The following is a 20060-nucleotide window of genomic DNA, read 5'->3' on the forward strand; positions in this document are numbered from 1 at the left end:
TGCCTACTCCAAAGGTGCTAACGCCGGTTCTTTTTTAGATTGAGCAAACTGATGATTTTTGACCTGCTGTATCCCATCGACAAAGTCATACAGTGATGCTTTGAGTCTTTGCTCGATCTCGGCTTCCAGGTGTACGCTGCCATCAGGATTAGCTTGGATTTGCGTATCCAACAGATACACGCCACCCAAGACATACCTCGCTCCAAGTGTTGCGATTACAGGCTTGAGAGCGTAATCAATTGCTAAAAGATGTGCCAAGGTTCCGCCAGTTGCGATCGGGAGAATGACTTTACCGGAGAAGGCACCGGGAGGTAGCAAGTCTAAGAACGACTTCAATACACCCGTGTAGGAAGCTTTGTAAACGGGTGTCGCGATAATCACTCCATCCGCTTTTTCAACTAAAGCTTGCGCCTTCCGGATTCCCACACTATCAAAATTGGCAAACAATAAGTCCTCGGCAGGCAAATCGCGAACTGTAATTAAGTCAATAGGTAATCCTTCTGAGGCAAGAACCGTTTTCGCGTATTCCAGCACTGCTGCTGAGCGGGAAGGATGAGATGGGCTGCCTGCGATCGCAATAATAATAGTCATGTAATCATCCTCGACTGGCTTGGGAATGAGTTTTAGCTTGAAAAAGGTATCCGCAATTTCTTGCTGTTCAGCAACCATTTCGTCGCTCATGGTTTCAAATTCGTAACCTCGCCGCTTCGTCACGACATCCAAGATGGCAGGTTCAACCCCTAAAAGCGGTGAAAGAATCTTGACAACCTCTGTAGGGTTAGCATCTGCCCATTGGGCTACCACCTGGGTTTCTTCTTGAACTGCCTTGATGATGTCGGCATTTTTTTCCGCAAAAGAACGAGAACCCAAGTAAAAATCTCGGTTAGCCGCTAATCCTTGACCATTTGCCAAAACACGAACATCTTTCTGTTTCTGGACAGCAGCAAAAAACGGGTCCCAAATCACCCAAGCGTCTACGTTGCCTTGTTCAAATGCTGACCTTGCATCAGCAGGTGAAAGGTAAGCCGGTTTAATATCACTAAACTTCAGTCCTCCTGATTCAATCGCCTTTACAACTAGATAATTGGCGCTTGAACCTTTAGTAAAGGCAACTTTCTTACCCCGCAAATCAGCTAAGGTTTTGATTGAGGAGTTAGCTGGTACAACAACGCCTGAACTTTGGGGTTTGGCAGCACCACCACCGACATAAACCAAAGGTGCGTCAGCGGCTTGGGCAACAACTGGAGGCGCATCCCCAGTACGCCCAATGTCAATGCTACTCGCGTTGAGCGCTTCTAGTAGTGGTGGTCCTGACTGAAACTCTGTCCACTCAACAGACACACCCAAAGGCTTTAATCGTTCCTCTAACCCACCTCTGGCCTTCACAAGCGTAAAGGGATCAAATTTTTGATGCCCAATTCGCACGACGCGATTCTGGCTAGCTGTAGGTGTGCTATTGGGAGCGACGGACGTAGGGGCGCTACAAGCCGCTACCATCAGGCTCAACCCTAGTCCCACAGCAAACAGGAGCGAAAACCCCTTGACTACACGCTGCTGACACAGCCTCAAAATTGTATTTAAATTAGTAGCCAATCCTGAAAATGTCGAAATGTTTTTACCACATTTGAGCAAAGCATGATTAGCCATTTGCTCCTCCTGTATTTGCTTATATTAACTTTAGCAATTTGAGAATTTGTAGAGATAGAATTCAACGTTATCTCTACAATCTCGTGAGTTTCTTATAACCAAGGATGGCGCGGTGGATTGACACCATTGAGATGGTAATTTCCAACGGCGTAATACTTCCATCGAGCTGGGTCGTGCAGCGTATGAGTCCGTGCATTCCGCGTCTCCTTTCACTCAAACTGTCACCAACACTTCTGGATTTGTACGCCGACTTGCCTCTAGTTCTCGTACCAGAGGAATTACATTCCGACCAAACGCGGGAAGGTCATCGGTATAGTGCAAGAAACCGCAGAGAATTAGATCAACTCCAACTTCGTAATACTCCTGAATTTTCTCTGCCACTTGCTCAGCCGTACCAATTAATCCAGTTTTGAAACCATCGTTGTACTGCACCAAGTCAGAAAAGTTAGAATTTGCCCACATTCCCTGCTTCTCACGACTAGAAGCGCCCGCATTCTTCACCGCTTCCCCAAAACCGTGAACAGCTTCCACATCCGCTTGAGCGATAATGTCCTCCAACACCGCATGAGCTTCGGCTTCGGTATCTCGTACCAACGCAAAGGCATTTAACCCAAACTTCACGGTTCGTCCCTCTTCACGGGCTAAAGCAGACACTTCCTGAATCTGCTCTCGCACACCTTCAACCGTGTTGCCGTTCATAAAATACCAGTCAGAAACACGGGATGCCATGCGCCGAGCCGCTTTGGAGTTGCCCCCTTGGAAAACTTCTGGATGTGGAGTTGATAAAGGTTTGGGTTTGACCCACCCTCCGTTAATCCGGTAGAAGTCGCCCCGGAAGTTGAATTCATCCTCTGTCCACATCCCTTTGAGGACTTGGATAAATTCTTCCGAGCGACGGTAACGCTCATCGTGATCTAACCAAGGTTCTCCATAGATGATGAACTCATCCTTAAACCAGCCGCTAACTACATTCAGGCAAAAGCGACCACCAGAGAGTGCATCAATTGTTGCACCCATCTTAGCGACGACACCTGGATGCCATAAACCAGGATGCACCGCCGCAATTAGCTTGAGGCGCTTGGTAACTGGAGCTAAAGCCGCGACTGTAGTTAGTGCTTCTAGCTGATACTCAGCCCCATAGCTAGCAATGAATCGGGCTTGTGCTAGAGCGTAGTCAAAACCTACTTCCTCAGCTGTCTGAGCGAGTTTGGCATTGTATTCAAAAGTCCAGTCAGTATGTTGAGGAATTTTGCTGACGACTAACCCACCACTGACATTGGGAATCCAATAGGCAAAACGAATATTCATGATGTGACCACTACTAAAAGGCTAATTAGGCAAAACTTTAGCTGCGTAGCTGAGCCGCATTTCACACAAATGAACCGTTGCTTTCGACACGAAAAATATCTTTTGCTTAGGCTGCGTGGAAAGGTTTTTTAGCTTGCCTAAGACAAACAACTCCTGTAATTCCAGCTAAAACTCAGAGCTTAATCTACGGTAATTGAATCGGAATATCGTATTTTTACTTTAAGTAGGAATATCACAGTAAATTGTGAATAGCAAGCAGATTTTCGTTAAATTATTCAGTTATTGGATAGTCTTTTTAAGACATTAAGAAACCACCCCCAGTAAATGGTGGCAAAAGTTTTTTTCTCCGCAAGCTGAATGTTTAACGGCTCAGTTGCACTACTTTACTTGTATTAGTACCTTGGCGATTCATGACTCGCTCAAGTACCATTTCTTTGATTTGACCAAACTGGGCACTGCCCCTTGCTCGCGGGCGTGGCAGTGTCACACGGACATCCAGAGCAATTTGCCCCGCCTCGATTAGCAACACTCGATCAGCCAATGCCACGGCTTCTTCCACGTCATGCGTTACCAAAAGCGACGTAAACTGTTGCTCCTGCCATAACTGCTCAATCAACCGTTGCATCTCAATGCGAGTGAGAGCGTCCAATGCCCCCAAAGGCTCATCTAGTAGAAGTAAACGCGGCTGACTTACCAAAGCTCTTGCTAGGGCAACCCGCTGCCGTTGCCCACCAGAAAGTACTGCCGGCCAATCTCCCGCCCGTTCTTTGAGTCCAACTTGCTCAAGTGCCCACTCTGCTCTCTCGCGCCAGTTATTTTGCAAGCCTAGTCCCACATTTTCTAGTACTCGCTTCCATTGCAGTAGACGCGCATCCTGAAACATCACTCGAACTGCTCGGCTGAGCTTACGCAGTGGCTCTCCATCCAGTAACACTCCCCCTTGGCTGGATGTCTCCAAGCCAGCGACAAGACGTAGAAGCGTACTCTTACCGCAACCACTCCTACCAACAATCGCGATAAATTCTCCAGGTGCAACCTCTAAATTCACTGACTTTAAAACAGTAATACTGCCAAAAGTCTTGGTCAAATCTACAATTTTTAGGTGTGTCCCTTGCTCAGATAGCTTCACGTTTGAAATCTCCTTTTTTATTGCATTAAGCGGTTAATTCTTAGCGACAAAACCTTGGTTTATTCGTGAAATTCACCAGCTTGCTCGATGTTAAAGCTGCTCCGCTGTTCTTCCAGTAAACCAAATTCAAAAAAACTGTCTGATTAACTGTTGGACAGGAACAGGGCTAAAAGCTAATTCCAAATTCTTTAAGCTAGCTGATAGTTAGGATGCCAAGCTAGCCATTTCTCTTCCAAAATCCTAGCAGCAGTATCTGCTAATTTTCCCAACAAGGCATATATCAGAATGCTTAATACCACGACATCGGTTTGCATAAACTCACGAGCATTCATTGCCATATAACCGATGCCAGAATCAGCGGCAATTGTCTCAGCAACAATTAGCGTCAACCACATAATTCCCAAGGCATAACGCACACCCACGAGAATTGAAGGCAATGCTCCAGGAAGAATGATTTGCCAGAAGAGAGCCGCTGGTTTCAGCCCATAGACTTTGCCCATCTCAATTAATCCTGGCTCGACAGTGCGAATCCCATGATAGGTATTCAAATAGATAGGAAACATTACGCCCAGAGCAACTAGAAATAGCTTCGATTCTTCCCCAATGCCAAACCACAAGATTACCAAGGGAATTAAAGCTAAATGGGGAACATTCCGAATCATCTGAATGGATGTATCCAAAAGCTTTTCAGAGATGGGAAATATGCCATTGAGCAATCCCAAGACTAAACCAATACCGCCACCTATCGCGAAACCGAGGAAGGCACGCCAAGTACTCACACCAATGTGTCGGAAGAGTTCTCCACTCTTAGCAAGTTGGATACCCGCTTGTACAACGCCTGTTGGAGCAGGCAAAACTCTGGTAGAGAGCCAACCTACTTGCACAAAAAACTGCCAGAGAACAATTAGCAAGACGGGCACAGCCCAAGGAATTAACTGCTGAACACGCTTATTTTTTAGCCATTTATTGTTCATGACGCACTCGCTGGAGTAACTTGTCGTTGTTTTGGAAAGTTCTCGTTGGCGACAATTTCACCAAAGGGACTCATGATATGAGTTTGGAGGGGAGCGGGTTGGTTCTCTAACGGTAGACGAGGGAATAATAATTCAGCGACTCGATACGCTTCTTCTAGGTGGGGATATCCAGAGAAGATGAAGGTTTCAATTCCCAGTTCTGTATATTCCAGCATTCGTTGAGCAACGGTATCTGGATCACCAACTAGGGCTGTACCTGCACCACCTCGGACTAAGCCAACACCTGCCCAAAGGTTGGGGCTGATTTCTAGGGCTTCTCGGCTACCACCATGGAGTTGACTCATCCGCCGTTGTCCTTCGGAGTCAGCACGAGCAAAGGCTTGTTGAGCGGTTGCGATCGCTTCTTCATCGACATACTTAATTAACTGATTCGCCGCATCCCACGCTTCGCTCTCGGTTTCCCGCACAATCACATGAAGGCGAATCCCAAAACGGACTGTTCTGCCTTGTTCTGCTGCTAGTTGGCGAACCTCTTGAATCTTTTGCGCGACTTGATCAGGTGGTTCTCCCCACGTTAGGTAAACATCAATGTGCTTAGCCGCAACTCGCTTTGCTGCTGCTGATGAGCCACCAAACCACAGTGCAGGATAGGGACTTTGGACAGGCGGAAATAAGAGTTTGCCCCCCTTGATTTGCAAATGCTGCCCATCAAGGTCAACCGTCTCACCACTCATGATGCCTCGCCAAACGGTGAGGAATTCATCCGTTAAGTCATAGCGTTCATCATGACTCAGATGCAAACCATCCCCAGCTAGTTCAACTGGATCGCCGCCTGTCACCACATTCACTAGCAAGCGTCCATTCGACATCCGGTCAAAGGTTGATGCCATCCGTGCGGCTGCGCCAGGAGAGGTAATTCCTGGACGAATCGCAACAAGGAACTTCATCCGCTTGGTTACAGCGATTAATGATGAAGCAGCAATCCAGGCATCTTCACAAGAGCGTCCGGTGGGTATTAATGCACCTGTGTAACCCAGATTATCTACAGCTTGGGCAATCTGCCGCAAATATTCAGGGGTGACGGCACGTCCACCGTATGCAGTGCCGAGATAACGTCCATCACCATGCGTTGGGAAAAACCAAAGAATTTGCATTGTTGTCAGGGCTTATAAAGTACGGTAATTTGATCGAGATACCGTATTTAGTAGGGATTAAAGAGAATATCACATGAACTGATGTAAAAAGCAAGTTCCCGTATCCAGTTCTTAACCTGTCAGACTTAATTGACCAGGGATTCACTAAGATGTGTCAGGCAGACAGTAAGAGGCTACTGGAGGGCTGTTGAATTTTCTGAGGAAAAAGTAGTATTCAGGGTTTTGGCTATTTCCATAAATACCTGTGCAACTAAAGAGCCAGGTTCAAGGATTGGCATCGGTTGTCCCACATCACCAGCAGTACAAATATGAGGTTCAATGGGAATTTTTCCAAGTAATGGTGCTTGCAATTCAGCGGCAATTTGTTCACCGCCACCACTGCCGAAAATATGGCTGGGTTCTCCACAATGCTTGCACACTAAATAACTCATATTCTCGATAATTCCCAACACAGGAACTCCAACTTGCCGAAACATATTAATACTGCGGCGAACATCTGATATTGCAACTTGCTGCGGAGTGGTAACAATAATTGCTCCACAGATAGGGCTTTCCTGGATAATTGTGATTTGGGCATCTCCAGTACCTGGGGGCAAATCGATGAGTAAATAGTCGAGTTCTCCCCACTCTACCTCAGTGATAAATTGAGTAATTATCTTATGCAAAACAGGCCCGCGCCAAGCCAGAGGATGCTCTGGTTCAGCTAAAAGCCCGACTGACATGACTTTGATGCCATGCGCTTCTAAGGGAAGAAATCTCTGTCCTTGTGCTGTATCGATCACCTGTACCTCAGATTGTCTAACTCCTAGCATCTGAGGTACGTTAGGCCCATAAACATCGGCATCAAGTAAACCAACTCGTGCGCCACATAATTTCAACGCAGCAGCTAAATTAACGGATGTTGTGGATTTTCCGACTCCCCCTTTGCCACTAGAAATTGCAATCGTTGTTTTGACACCGGGAATCGTACACAGTTGAATGTAAGCTTTCTTACACCAGGTTAAGGACGAGAGAGCCTGTTGAGTTTGTTCTTGCAGGTAGTGTTGATGTGCGCCAATATAAAGGCGCAGGTAGATATAGTCATCAACAATCCGCAGATTTCGCACCATTCCCAAGCTGACAATATTATTTTTGAGAATGGAATCGGTGACTTGTTTAAGAATGCCGATCGCTTCTTGGCGACGGGATTCAATCAAAGGGTTGGCAGGATGTTGTAAACTTTCGGACGTTCCTTCAACATTAGAATACTTAAATGGCGATTGATGGTTAGACATTGGGTAATTCTTGCCTAGACGCCTGAAGCTTTTGCATCGCCCGTTGCGTATAGATGCGAACATCTACATCCGGATCGTCCAAAGTTTGCTGGAGGGTGTTGAGGACGGAGGGATTGCCGAGATTTCCAAGTGCGATCGCAGCATCTCGTCGCACATCTGGATATTCATCCGATAAGCCTTGCACTAGGTCTGGTAAAACGCTATCGTCAGCAACGTTTTGCAACGCTTGAGCTGCAAATTTGCGAACTTGCCAATGCTCATCTTGCAACGCTTTTCCCAAAGCGGGGATAGCCTCAGTTGCAGCATGAAGTGCTAATGATTTAGCCACATTACGGCGCACTTGCCAATCGGAATCAGTTGTTAGTGCTTGACACAATAAGGGAACAACTTGATCATCCGCTAAATGTCCCAGCGTTAAAGCCGCCGCACGACGCACCACCTCTGCTGGATCGGACAGAAGTACCAGGACAGGCGGGCAAGTTTTAACCTGATTGAGATAGCAAAGCGTTGTCACTGCTGCTTCTCGCAACTGAGCATTCTCAGATTCAAAAAACGGGAGAATGTAAGGTAATGCCTGAACGTCATGAATTTTTCGCAGCAGAATCAACACGCTTATCTGCACGTTTACATCATCACGGCGAAGTACATCGAGTAGTGTAAGAAGATCGTCCTGCGTCACTAACTCTCCAAGCGCTGCTAAGGCTTCACTTCTAATTTCTTCATCCGGCGAACTAAGACAGTTGATTAAAGGTTCAACGGCAACTGGACTAGCCAATTCCCATAATGCTGTGACGGTAATCTTTTGGACGACTGTACTCTCATCTTGGAGGGCTGAGATTAGGGGGTAAACGGCGGCTTCATCACCGAGATGTTGCAGCGATTTGATGGCGACTAACCGTTCGTCTAGATTTGGCGATCGCAACAGTTCTACCCATTGATTCAATTCATCATCTGTATCAACTTGCATCGTTCTTCTCCTAACGCAAAAGAAAGGGAATTTGTACTGTAATCGCGTTAGTGGGACACTCCTTTTCGCAAGGTAAGCAAAACCAGCACTCGTCGTACTTCATGTAAGCTTTTCCCGTTTCAGGATTCTTTGCTAACACATCTAGTGGACATACTTCAATACAGGCATTGCATTTTTCCAAACATTTAGACTCATCGACAATAACAGGAACGTCAACTCGTTGATTAATTAAAGCCATGAATTCTAATCCTATTCGCAAGCATCTCCTGTAGGGATGGGTTTAACCAACTAACTTGTGGTCAAACAGATATCTCCGTTAAACCCGCCCTATTTTCTCTTTCAACGAACCGCAACATCATAAACTTCTTGTTCTACATTCACATCTATAATGTAGGGTTCAACCGGGCGCTTAAATAGCAACATTTTTTCTGCTTCATTCTTTTTCAAATTGACGTGGCAAAACCACTCCTCATTGTTCTTTTCAGGATAGTCCGAATAGTAATGATAAAGTCCCCATCGACTTTCTTTGCGATACAGTGATGCTCGTGCTGCCATTTCTGCACAGTCTCGAATAAAGTGAACTTCCATACTCCGCATCAGTTCATGAGCATCTTTTGCTCCCATCTGATTGAGAGTTTCCTGATAGCGCACGAAATGTTCTAAACCAATTTCCATTTTGTTCTTGGCTTTAGGCGGCTGAAGATAATCGTTGACAATTCGCCGCAGCTTATACTCAATTTGCGTGTGGGGAATGCCCTCCGGCTGTGTTAAGGGATGATAGATTCGAGCTTTTTCTGCTTCTAAAAAGTTGAGATCGGGTTCAAGATGCTCTAAGTCTTTGATGTATTCAATCGCATTAGTTCCTGCTAACCGACCATATACGAATGCTCCAATCATATAGTTGTGGGGAACGCTTGCCATATCTCCGGCAGCATACAATCCTGGTACCGTGGTTTCTGCCTTCTCATTCACCCAAACTCCAGAGGCACTATGACCGCTACACAACCCTATTTCAGAGATATTCATTTCAACGCCGTGAGTGCGGTAATTTTCGCCTCTACCTTCGTGAAAACGTCCTCGACTCGGTCGTTCGTTAGACCATAAGATAGATTCAATTTCGGAAATGGTGTCCTCATCGAGATGAGTCATCTTTAGCTGGACTGGCCCTTTGCCAGAATTGAGTTCTTTCCAGACTTCCAGCATCATTTGACCGCTCCAATAGTCGCAATTAATGAAGCGGTGTCCCTCAGCATTAGCGGTGTAAGCACCCAATGGTCCGGCGACATAGGCACAAGCAGGTCCGTTATAGTCTTTGATTAAGGGATTGATTTGAAAACACTCAATATTTGTTAATTCTGCACCTGCATGGTACGCCATTGAGTAGCCGTCACCTGCATTAGTGGGATTTTCATACGTGCCATAAAGATAGCCAGATGCAGGTAATCCCAAACGTCCGCAAGCACCCGTACAAAGGATGACGGCTTTAGCCTGAATAATAACAAAGTCCCCATTGCGAACATCGAAACCAATAGCACCAACAGCTCGACCTTTTCTCACGGCAATTCGAGTTGCCATTACCCGGTTAATTACCTTTGCTTTATGGCGCTTGACTTGGCGAGTTAAGATGCTTTTTAAGTCTTTCCCTTCTGGCATGGGTAGAACATATCGCCCTACACGATGCACTTGCTTGACATCGTAATTTCCTTGCGGATCTTTCTGAAATTGAACTCCCCAACTATCGAGTTCCTGAATAACTTCATAGCCTAGAGAGGCAGTTTCATAAACTGCTTTTTGATTGAGAATACCATCGTTAGCAATTGTGACTTCTCGCACGTACTGTTCGGGTGTGGAAATACCAGGAATTACGGCAGTATTCACCCCATCCATTCCCATTGCGATCGCACCACTACGGCGAATGTTAGCTTTTTCTAAGATTAGTACATCTGCCTCTGGATTAGCTTGCTTGGCTTTAATCGCTGCCATTGTACCAGCAGTGCCACCACCAATAATCAGAATGTCAGTTTTTATCCGTTGGGTCTTGATATCCATTGTTCTCTACAAAATTGCGATCGCGCAGCAAAGATTAAACCTGAAATCCTACATCAACTAAGTCAGTCAGCCAAATCCGCCTTGCATTATGCTGGGTTAACGCAATTGATAAATTTAAGCTTTATTTTATAAATCAACGTTGCATCTTGAGCGATAGCATTTGGACTTTTTTGTCTATTTTAAGAAAATGTACTGTAAGTCGCCCGGAATAGCGGGGTTATCTAGAATTAATATAGAAGCATCCCAGAGATAGTGCCAAAAAGCAAGCCATTAATCAACTTGATTTTTTGATGATTGCTGTGCAATACTACTGCTTGCTACAATTAAGTACAGTATCCCTACCAAATTGCCGTACTTTAGCATCAAAGATGATTGACTAAATCTGATGCTGATTTTCCGTTTTCAATGTTTCTACAGTTTGAACTAGGAGCATATCGTGTTAACCCCGTTACGAGGAGTCCGGCTTCCAGCTATAAGACGTTTCTGGAACAAACTCAAACAGCGTTCAATTAAAACCTTTGCTTTGCTATTTGCGATCAGTCTTAGTCTGAGTTTGGCAGTCTCTGCTTGCAGTTCCAGTAATCAAGGCAATTCAACCGCTACTGCGCCAACAGGCAATGCAAGTCCACAGCAAAGTAGCGTTGTGCGGATTGGGTATCAGAAGTATGGAACTGTAAACATCCTCAAGGCAAAGAAGAACTTGGATGAACGGTTGAAAGCTGAGGGAGTTTCGGTACAGTGGCTTCTATTTCCTGCTGGACCCCAACTGTTAGAAGCAATGAATGCAGGTAGCATTGACTTCGGACATACGGGGGAAGCGCCACCTATCTTTGCTCAAGCGGCGGGTGCTCCCTTGGTATATGCTGCCAATGAGCCTCCCAACCCGAAAGGGGAAGCGATTTTAGTGCCGAAAGATTCTCAAATCAAAGATGTGGCTGGACTTAAAGGCAAAACGGTTGCCTTTAATAAAGGTTCCAATGTGCATTACTTGTTAGTTGAAGCATTGAAAGAAGCTGGAGTGCCATACAGCGATATTAAACCTGCCTTTCTGCCGCCTGCCGATGCGCGGGCTGCTTTTGAGCAGGGCAAGGTTGATGCTTGGGCAATTTGGGACCCTTTTTACACTGCCGCCAAACGAGCAACAGGGGCGCGTATCTTGAAAGATGGAGAGGGTTTAGTCGCAAATCGGGAATTCTACTTGGCGACTAAGACGTTTGCAGAGCAACAACCCGATCGCCTCAAGGCAATTTTAGAGGAAATTCAAGAAGTGGATGACTGGGCAGCTTCTCAGCCTACTGAAGTGGCAAAACTATTGTCGCCTGAGCTTGGTATTGATGTTCCGACTTTAGAGGAAGTGGCAAAACGACGCTCTTATGGAGTGCAACCGATTACCGCTGAGGTTGTCGCTTATCAGCAGAAAGTTGCTGATACGTTCTATGAGTTGAAGGTGCTTCCCAAGCAGCTCAAGATTAGTGAGGTTGCTCAGGTAAGTAAATAGTAAGCGATCGCTTAAGTCGAATGTCACATTTGTTGCCAGAGTTTTGACTTTGTATTGGGCTTGCTTTTTACCACAGCCCATACAGCGAACAACTATGTAGCCCTATGACTTCCTCTGGCTGTTTATTGAATCGACTCGCTCCCGAAATGTTCATCAATTGATAGCGACGTTGCAAGTCTTTTACAAAAATTGGGTGAGGGCTTGCATCACAGAAATGTTGAAAATAATTTCTCCTAAGGAACGTGAATTAAATAAAATGCAATTCTCACTCTAGTTGTGGCTTGGCTGTATAATTCCACTGGGGGAGAAAATCATCAAAGAAAATCTGCTTACTGATGTAGGTGATGCCACCGTAGCCTAGTTTTACGGCTTCAATCGCTGCATATCGACGACGATTTTTCTTACAGAGCGATTGATAGTACTTCTGCATCTGCCGTTCAATTTCTGGAGAGTAGGTTTCCATCCTGACAACACCCCTGATATTTCTGCCTTTACCCTACTACGCTTCGCTCGGTTTTGCAGCTTATTTAATCCACGTTCCTAACAGCAGAAGCTACTGTTGTTACCTATAAAAGTTTGTCTGTTGTTGAAAGAGCTTTTCGCAGTTTTAAGCTGGTGGATTTGCAAGTTCGTCCTATCTATCATCGTCTTGCCGACCGGGTACGGGCACACATTTTTTTGTGTATGTTGGCTTATTATGTGGAATGGCATATGCCAGGGGCTTTAGCCCCAATTCTGTTTGATGATGATGATCAAGCCAACGCTGCTGTTGCCCGTACTTCTATAATTGCCCCCGCGCAACGCTCTGCCAAAGCTCGTCATAAAGCTGCTCACAAATTGACTAGTGATGGACTGCCTGTACACAGTTTTCAGTCTCTGTTGGCTGACCTGGCTACGGTTGTTAAGAACACTGTTCAACCCCAGCCGTTTTCTGTGCCAACATTTGACAAGATTACGCAACTGACTCCTGTACAGCAACAAGCGTTCGATTTACTGGGTCTTCAGCTTTAGTGTACCCAGTAAACGAGCAGTGAATATTGCCTGAATTCAACTCAGGGCAATCTTTTTGGCGATTTTGCTTAACCTAACTTCAGTCTAAATTCAGAATTCTTCTGAACTCCTGAACATAGCCACTTCTGTATTCTTCTTGGTCAAAGCTAAAGGGCGGGCAGGATGCCCACCCCACAAGAAATTATTTCTGTAAAAATGGGATGCACCCCATTCGTTTTGTCTTGCACAACGGCAATCGAATAAGTTTGGTCGTAGATTCCTGTATCTAAAGCGCTGCCACCAGAATAGTTAAAAAACTTGTCAAGATAGTAGTTACCCAGGCTACTAGCAACTTTGCTTTGATTTTATCGTCTTGTCCTCGGCTGAAAGCCAATAGGGAATCTTCGGTAATGTTAGTGTAGTAGTCGTTCTCCGGTGTCCCTTCAAATTTAGACTTGTTAACCTGATTGTAAAATTGGGAGCAAATCCGTCGCCATCTCCCGTCTTATCGGACGGATAACTGATATGAGCCGAACCACCACTGTCTTTAACCGCCTTGAGCGAAGCCTTGGCGATGGCTTGCAGATTGAGTCGTAATTGCTTCGTGCCATGAACCATGAACCATGAATCATGAACGAAAAACGACAGTCCATGAATAAAGTTATCAACCGAACTTGATAGAGTTGGGTTTCTCTTTCAGTCAGTGCCATTCAAGCGAAGCTGGGTACTCCGACTATGCCACTTCAATCTATAACAAAATCTATTTCTAGACGTTTTGAAAAGGTTTTACTCGGAATTGTTCTTGTATTACCATTTGTTTTATTAGCACCTGTTGGGTATCATCTGTTTACAGACAGGAAAAACGACATTCAAAAAATTGCTAATGAACTGCGTAGTGAAACGACTGACCGAATTGAAGAAAATATCCAGTTTTATTTGAAAAACACCCATTTTGTGAATCAAACTAATGCTGCTGTCATCGAATCAAGTCAGTTTGAATTTATTAATACGGGTCAATTAAATCTAGATGATTTTCAAAGTTTGGAACTGCTTTTTTCGAGACAGCTTCAGTACTCTAAACAAATAAATAACATGTATGTCGGTAGTCTAAAGGGAGATTTTTTTGGAGTTGAATGGCAGCAACGACAAGAGAATAAATGGACGTTCATCATGAACGAAAAAATAGCGGATAGATTCAATCGTTCTAAATCCTGGAAAATCTTAGGAAACTTTGATCCGCGAGAAAGACCTTGGTATAAGCGTGCTGAGAATGGCTGCAAACCTATATGGAGTGAGAGTTACGTCGATTTTTCTACCAAAAAGCCTGCTGTCACAGCCGTCTATCCTGTTTGCGATCGCTTTAACAAGCTCATTGCTGTCTTGGGAAGCGACTTTTTGTTTTCTGAAATTGATTGGTTTCTTGAAGAGTTAAAAGAAGAAAATTTAGAAGCTGGAGAAATATTTATTACAGATAGGTCTGGACAGCTATTAACGACATCAACAGAGAGTAAAGGCAATCAGACGAAACTTATTAAAGCGACTGAAAGCGAAAATAAATTAATTAGCGAAACAACTAAGTATTTAGAAAATAGATTTGATAATTTTGGCAATATTAAAAGAGAACAACTTGAATTTAAGCTCAATGGAGATAGACAATTTATCCAAGTCACCCCCTTAACTGATGATTATGGCTTGGACTGGTTGATTGTGGTGATTATCCCCGAAAATGAACTCCTAGAAGAAATCAATACAAATATTTATAGCGCAATAGGGTTGTATTTTGCTGCATTGATACTGGCAATGACAGTAGTAATCTTAGCAGTTCGTTGGAGATTATTAAGAGCAGAGAATAGATACCTACAGGGGCTTGCTAATCTCAAAGATGATTTTTTTGATGCCGCCAATCGTTTTGTTCCTCATCCGTTTCTGCAATTCTTAGGCAAGAGCATCATTGATATTGAATTAGGTGATCATGTTCAGAAAGAGATGACAATTATGTTCGCTGATATTCGCTCTTTCACAACGCTATCCGAGAAAATGACACCCCAAGAAAACTTCAATTTCATTAATAGTTACTTGGGTAAAATCAGTCCAGTAATTAGAAAATATGGTGGCATAATTGATAAATATATTGGTGATGCCATAATGGCACTTTTTCCCCAACCAACGGCTGAGATGGCTTTGCAAGCGGCAATAGCCATGCAACATCAGGTGTCAGATTATAATAAGTATCGAAAAAATAGCGGTTACCAACCGATTACCATTGGTATTGGCTTACATACAGGTAGGCTCATCCTGGGTACTATTGGTGAACCAAGACGCATGGAAACTACCGTAATTTCTGATGCCGTTAATCTAGCCTCTCGTTTGGAAGGCTTAACAAAGCTATATGGAGCAAGTATCCTCATTAGTGGAGAAACTTTATTTAAAATCGATCCTTCAAAGTACAACTATAGATGTTTAGGTCAAGTCAGAATTAAGGGGAGAAATGAACCCGTTTCTGTCTTTGAAGTTTATGATGCAGAACCAGAAGCGGTAGTTAATATTAAAAACCAAAATAAGGCAGATTTTGAGTCAGCTATCTTACTTTATAACGAAAGAGAATTTACTCAAGCTAAAGAGATTTTTCAAAAAATCTTGCAAATCAATCTCCAAGATCGAGCGGCAACTATGTATGTTGAACGCTGTGAGTACTATCAAAGGCACGGAGTGCCAGAGGAATGGTCGGGGATTGAAGATTTTAATTAAGTCTGGTTCAGAACCCTTGAGAATCAACCCCAGGAAGATTATTCCTACTAAGTTTGCTCAGCATTCAATTTGCATGGACAGAGGTAGAGGAGGCTCTAGGAAGCTTCAGGAAGCTGGAGGAGAGGACTATCCAATGTTTAATGCAGATCAGCTTATTAATGAATTAGTCTTTTAGGAAATGCGATCGCACCAACATTAGCAATTGTTTTTGAGAATGGAGTATACCTGCTGTTATCTTGTTGCTTGGTGAGATGCCTTTCGCTTGACTGCGTAGGATGGACAAGCAAGATTTTGACTGAAACGCTTTGAAATAGCTTGTTTTAAGCTGATATCAACAGTGAAGCAGATAATTCGCGATCGCAAAGCTGTTCAAGGTGTTGAGGTTGAAGAAAATTTGCATTAACATCACTGAATCTGTGGTCGAACTACAAGCCATAGGCTCTATTTGGGGTGTATCGTCAGTGCCATTCGATTTAAGCTGGGTACTCCGACTATGTTATTTCAATTTCTAACCCGATCAGTTTCTAAACTTTCCGGAAAAGTTTTGTCCAGCATCGTACTTGCATTACCATTTGCTCTGTTAGCACTCGTAGGCTATCTTTCCTATACAGATAGACAAAAGGATATTAAAAACCTTGCTACTCAATTGCGTAGTGAAATCACTGACAGAATTGAAGACAACGTTAAATTTTATCTAGAAACTCCTCACAAGGTTAATCAAGCTAACGCTAACGCGATTGAGTCAGATTTGTTTGATTTGGAAGATTTTCAGGATATGGAAAGCTTCTTTTCCAAGCAGCTTCAAAACTCCAAAGAAATCAATAACACCTACGTTGGTAATGTAAAAGGAGATATGTTTGGGGCTGAATGGCAGCAACGGGAAAAGAATAACTTGAGGCTCATCATTAATGAATCAACAGCAGAGAAATTTAATTCCACAATATCTCGGCGAGTTTTAGAAGACTACGATCCACGGAGGAGACCTTGGTATCAGCTTGCCCAGAACAAAGGTGAACCAACTTGGAGTGATGTTTACACTGATTTTTCTAGTGGAAAAACTGTCGTTACAGCCGCCTACCCTGTTTACGATAAATCTGGCAAACTAGTTGCCGTCTTAGGAAGCGACTTCTTGGCTTGCGAAGTCAATGAGTTCCTCAGGCGTTTGAAAAACGATAAGTTAGAAATAGGAGGACTATTTATTACCGATAGGTCTGGAAAGCCACTAGCCAAATCAACAGGTAATCAATGCGCGCAAACAGAGCCTAATCAGCTACTCAAGAGCGAGGATGATTTTATTCGAGGCACGGTAAAGTATCTCGAAAAAAAGTTTGGTAATCTTAGCAAAATTGACCAAAGCAATCCGCTTGAGTTTGAGCTTAATGGAGATAGACAATTTATCCAAGTTACTCCCCTAACGGATGATTATGGCTTGGACTGGTTGATTGTGGTGGTTATTCCTGAAAACACTGTCATCGAGCAAATCAACGCCAACACTCGTACTTCTATCTGGCTGTATTCCACTGCCTTAGGAATGGCAACAGCGGTAGTAATCCTTTCCTTCCACTGGACGAGATTAAGAGCCGAAAATGCCCACTTACAGCACCTGGCTCAACTCAAAGATGAATTTTTGGCGGCTGCAAGTCGTTTTGTGCCCCGTGACTTTCTGGACTTCCTCGGTAAAAGCATTATCGATGTTGAATTAGGCGATCAGGTTCGCAAAGAGATGACGATTATGTTTTCTGATATTCGCTCTTTCACAACAATGTCAGAAAAAATGTCTCCCCAAGAAAACTTTAATTTTATTAATGACTACTTAGGGAAAGTTAGTCCAGCTATTAGAAATCAGGGTGGCATCATTGATAAATATATTGGTGATGCCATTATGGCACTCTTTCCCCAACAGTCTGCTGAAGCCGCTTTGCAAGCCGCAATAGAAATGCAACGTGAGGTGTCGATTTATAATGAACACCGCCTCAAAAACGGCTATCAACCGATTGCAATTGGCGTAGGCTTACATACTGGGATTTTAAGGCTGGGTACTATTGGCGAACCAGAGCGTATGGAAACTACAGTAATTTCTGATGCGGTTAATCTAGCCTCTCGTTTGGAAGGTTTAACGAAGTTATATGGCGCTGGGATTTTGATTAGTGGAGAAACTCTCTTTAAGCTCCCTCCTTCAAAGTACAGCTATAGGTGGTTGGGTCAAGTCAAAGTAAAGGGAAGAGATGAATCAGTTTCAGTATTTGAAGTTTATGATGCAGAACCAGCAACGATAGTTGAACTCAAAAATAAAACTAAGACAGCTTTTGAGACAAGCCTTCTACTTTATAGTCAGAAAAATTTCGCTCAAGCTAACCAGATTTTCCAAGAAATATTACAAATCAATCCCCAAGATCGAGCTGCAAAAATGTATGTTGAACGCTGTGAGTACTACCAAGAGCATGAAGTGCCAGAGGAATGGTCAAGGATGGAAGATTTTAACTTGGTAAAACAGTAGAACCTTTTCCAAAGGAGATGAAAACTAATTCAGATACAACGGCTTCGATTGGAATTAGTCGATTTGGGTGTGCCAAAACAAGATATTGTGCGAGGTTTTCATCCTCCTTTCATCTATAGAATCTGTTAATTAATAGGGTAGGTATCATTCACCTAGTCCCTATTGTGTAAGAGGTCAAGATGGTACAGACACCCACCAGTCCCGAAAACAAAACCCTATTGATTGAGTTGCCTAAGACAATTGGGCTTTTAGTCACCCAGGAACAGTTTGCCGCAATAGCCGCAGCTAACCGAGACTTGAGACTGGAAAGAACCGCACAAGGAGAGTTAATCGTGAACCCACCAACGGGCTGGGAAACTGGAGAGCGTAACCGCAGCCTTACTGGACAACTCGATCGCTGGTACGAAGAAAACGAAGATTTGGGTAAAGCCTTTGACTCCTCAACGGGCTTTATTTTACCCAATGGTGCGACTCGCTCCCCCGATGCCTCTTGGGTGAGTCGAGAACGTTGGCAGGCACTTACTCCAGAACAAAAAGGAACGTTTGCTAATATCTGCCCGGATTTTGTGGTTGAGTTACGCTCTAGCTCAGATACCCTCAAGTCTCTGCAAGATAAAATGAGGGAGTATATCGACAATGGCGCGAAACTGGGCTGGTTACTCGATCCGCAGCATCGGCGGGTAGAAATTTATCGACCGGGTAAGGATGTGGAAGTGTTTGAGAATCCGGCTGAATTGTCGGGTGAAGCAGTGTTACCGGGTTTTGTGTTGAATTTGCGTCGGGTGTGGAATTAGAAAATGGTGTTCTGTGGTGATGAGCACCCTACTCCGAGGCGATCGCATTTTAGTCTCAACCCAGAGATTAGAGCCTGAGACAGGTTGACAGGTTGAACCAACGGGACTCGCCTTGGTTGCGATCGCGTAACCAACTCGAATTTTGTACTAATACAATTTTGGCAATATGTAATACTTGCGAGCGCTCAGATCACATTAGAAAAACACTCGCGGTATTACAAGTCTTACTGATATTTTCAGTGTGTGTGACGAAACCCTCACTGGCTCAATGCTAGTGGGGGGATTTTCTTTTTAGAGAGCTGCCTGGAAGAACTTCTGCATAGCCCAGGAGTTAAACATGATCTCAGTGGGGGAATTCAGGATGGCTATACCTTGCCGTAAATTTCCGTATTATTTTTAACAAAATCCCTGATGAGATTCAAGATGCTTTTACAGGAGTCGCTAAAGCTTTACAAATCTATTAGAACTCGACAGCTTTCTTTGCAGTTCCTCGTTGCTTTGCTTCTGGCAGACACCACCCTCCTTACTTAAAGTGAATACCTCTTTTAAGAGATGCAACACTCTTAAGAAATTATGTATCGTAAATTACAGATTTCTAGGAGAGAATAAATAATGAGCTGGTCAGAAAGGCACTTTGGACAAACTAACAGCCAAGAAAACAATAACCCCAGTCCTCAAGCCGTTGAGGAACAAATGAATCCAGGGCTGACGGGTGAGTATGATTTGGCGCTCCGAGAGAAGGCAGCAGCCCATCAACCGCCGTCACCTCCAGAGTATATGGGACTTGAAGGCGAATATGATGAACAGGGCTTAGCCAAGCGCGTTGTAAAAGCACTTGATCAAGAGCCTAGCTTTGACGACATTGAAAGCCTACACATTACTCAAAAGGGTAGCACTATCGTTCTTGAAGGCTCTGCGCCCAGTGAAGCAATTCTCACTAAGGTTAAAGAGGTAGCTGCCAAAGTCGATGGCACTGAGGCTGTAGACGCAACTCAGGTAACAGTTGCCGCCTAAGACTTTTATCTGGGCAA

The 20060-nt window shown here is 44.1% G+C and carries 18 protein-coding genes and 1 pseudogene; 6 read left to right on the forward strand and 13 right to left on the reverse strand.

The window, feature by feature from the left end; translation table 11 throughout:
* Nucleotides 1-3: 3 nt before the first annotated feature.
* The 10 genes from ssuE to H6F98_RS19435 all read right to left on the reverse strand — a co-directional run bounded on the left by ssuE (nt 4) and on the right by H6F98_RS19435 (nt 10502).
* Nucleotides 4-1647 carry an NADPH-dependent FMN reductase gene (ssuE, locus tag H6F98_RS19395; RefSeq protein WP_192220339.1) on the reverse strand — a complete coding sequence of 548 codons (1644 nt, stop codon included), beginning with the start codon at nt 1645-1647 and terminating at the stop codon, nt 4-6.
* Between the two features lie 73 nt (nt 1648-1720).
* On the reverse strand, nt 1721-1843 hold the full coding sequence (locus H6F98_RS34165; RefSeq protein ID WP_277927599.1) for a hypothetical protein: 123 nt from the start codon (nt 1841-1843) through the stop codon (nt 1721-1723).
* A 17-nt stretch (nt 1844-1860) separates the two neighbouring features.
* Complete coding sequence (gene sfnG / locus H6F98_RS19400; protein ID WP_192220340.1) at nt 1861-2955, reverse strand: dimethylsulfone monooxygenase SfnG; 1095 nt, start codon at nt 2953-2955, stop codon at nt 1861-1863.
* Between the two features lie 361 nt (nt 2956-3316).
* Nucleotides 3317-4084 carry an ATP-binding cassette domain-containing protein gene (locus H6F98_RS19405; protein WP_192220341.1) on the reverse strand — a complete coding sequence of 256 codons (768 nt, stop codon included), beginning with the start codon at nt 4082-4084 and terminating at the stop codon, nt 3317-3319.
* Nucleotides 4085-4272: 188 nt separating this feature from the next.
* On the reverse strand, nt 4273-5058 hold the full coding sequence (gene ssuC, locus H6F98_RS19410) for an aliphatic sulfonate ABC transporter permease SsuC (RefSeq protein WP_192220342.1): 786 nt from the start codon (nt 5056-5058) through the stop codon (nt 4273-4275).
* Nucleotides 5055-6212 (reverse strand): FMNH2-dependent alkanesulfonate monooxygenase, encoded by a 1158-nt coding sequence (gene ssuD, locus H6F98_RS19415; RefSeq protein ID WP_192220343.1) that lies wholly within the window; start codon nt 6210-6212, stop codon nt 5055-5057. The genes ssuC and ssuD overlap by 4 nt, the downstream gene beginning before the upstream one ends.
* Nucleotides 6213-6385: 173 nt before the next feature.
* Nucleotides 6386-7486 (reverse strand): Mrp/NBP35 family ATP-binding protein, encoded by a 1101-nt coding sequence (locus tag H6F98_RS19420; RefSeq protein WP_192220344.1) that lies wholly within the window; start codon nt 7484-7486, stop codon nt 6386-6388.
* Nucleotides 7479-8453: a HEAT repeat domain-containing protein gene (locus H6F98_RS19425; protein ID WP_192220345.1), complete on the reverse strand. Its 975-nt coding sequence runs from the start codon at nt 8451-8453 to the stop codon at nt 7479-7481. Before H6F98_RS19425 ends, H6F98_RS19420 begins: the two co-directional genes overlap by 8 nt.
* A 10-nt stretch (nt 8454-8463) precedes the next feature.
* Nucleotides 8464-8691, reverse strand: a complete 228-nt coding sequence (locus H6F98_RS19430; protein WP_192220346.1) for a ferredoxin family protein — start codon at nt 8689-8691, stop codon at nt 8464-8466.
* A gap of 101 nt (nt 8692-8792) precedes the next feature.
* Nucleotides 8793-10502: a fumarate reductase/succinate dehydrogenase flavoprotein subunit gene (locus H6F98_RS19435; RefSeq protein WP_192220347.1), complete on the reverse strand. Its 1710-nt coding sequence runs from the start codon at nt 10500-10502 to the stop codon at nt 8793-8795.
* A gap of 436 nt (nt 10503-10938) precedes the next feature.
* On the opposite strand from H6F98_RS19435, the gene H6F98_RS19440 reads away from it, so the two are divergent.
* Entirely contained in the window at nt 10939-12000 is a 1062-nt protein-coding gene (locus H6F98_RS19440; RefSeq protein WP_199348697.1) for a sulfonate ABC transporter substrate-binding protein, read from the forward strand.
* A gap of 67 nt (nt 12001-12067) precedes the next feature.
* Here H6F98_RS19440 and H6F98_RS34635 read toward each other — a convergent pair.
* A pseudogene (locus tag H6F98_RS34635) lies at nt 12068-12196 on the reverse strand (hypothetical protein); the annotation flags it as partial.
* A 69-nt stretch (nt 12197-12265) separates the two neighbouring features.
* Entirely contained in the window at nt 12266-12463 is a 198-nt protein-coding gene (locus H6F98_RS19450) for a hypothetical protein (RefSeq protein ID WP_192220349.1), read from the reverse strand.
* A 113-nt stretch (nt 12464-12576) separates the two neighbouring features.
* Here H6F98_RS19450 and H6F98_RS19455 point away from each other — a divergent pair, with 113 nt between their 5' ends.
* The gene (locus tag H6F98_RS19455) at nt 12577-13011 is read left to right on the forward strand and encodes a hypothetical protein (protein ID WP_192220350.1); all 435 of its coding nucleotides are present in this window, start codon (nt 12577-12579) and stop codon (nt 13009-13011) included.
* Between the two features lie 324 nt (nt 13012-13335).
* On the opposite strand, the gene H6F98_RS19460 is transcribed toward H6F98_RS19455, so the two are convergent.
* On the reverse strand, nt 13336-13608 hold the full coding sequence (locus H6F98_RS19460) for a hypothetical protein (RefSeq protein WP_192220351.1): 273 nt from the start codon (nt 13606-13608) through the stop codon (nt 13336-13338).
* 117 nt (nt 13609-13725) lie between these two features.
* Here H6F98_RS19460 and H6F98_RS19465 point away from each other — a divergent pair, with 117 nt between their 5' ends.
* The 4 genes from H6F98_RS19465 to H6F98_RS19480 all read left to right on the forward strand — a co-directional run bounded on the left by H6F98_RS19465 (nt 13726) and on the right by H6F98_RS19480 (nt 20043).
* Nucleotides 13726-15738: an adenylate/guanylate cyclase domain-containing protein gene (locus H6F98_RS19465; protein WP_192220352.1), complete on the forward strand. Its 2013-nt coding sequence runs from the start codon at nt 13726-13728 to the stop codon at nt 15736-15738.
* A gap of 544 nt (nt 15739-16282) precedes the next feature.
* A complete protein-coding gene (locus H6F98_RS19470; protein WP_192220353.1) occupies nt 16283-18235 on the forward strand; it encodes an adenylate/guanylate cyclase domain-containing protein in 1953 nt (650 codons plus the stop codon).
* Nucleotides 18236-18414: 179 nt separating this feature from the next.
* Entirely contained in the window at nt 18415-19029 is a 615-nt protein-coding gene (locus tag H6F98_RS19475; protein ID WP_192220354.1) for a Uma2 family endonuclease, read from the forward strand.
* Between the two features lie 612 nt (nt 19030-19641).
* Nucleotides 19642-20043 (forward strand): BON domain-containing protein, encoded by a 402-nt coding sequence (locus H6F98_RS19480; RefSeq protein ID WP_192220355.1) that lies wholly within the window; start codon nt 19642-19644, stop codon nt 20041-20043.
* Nucleotides 20044-20060 lie beyond the last annotated feature (17 nt).

Source organism: Microcoleus sp. FACHB-SPT15 (genome assembly GCF_014849525.1).
Lineage (GTDB): Bacteria > Cyanobacteriota > Cyanobacteriia > Cyanobacteriales > Coleofasciculaceae > Symplocastrum > Symplocastrum torsivum.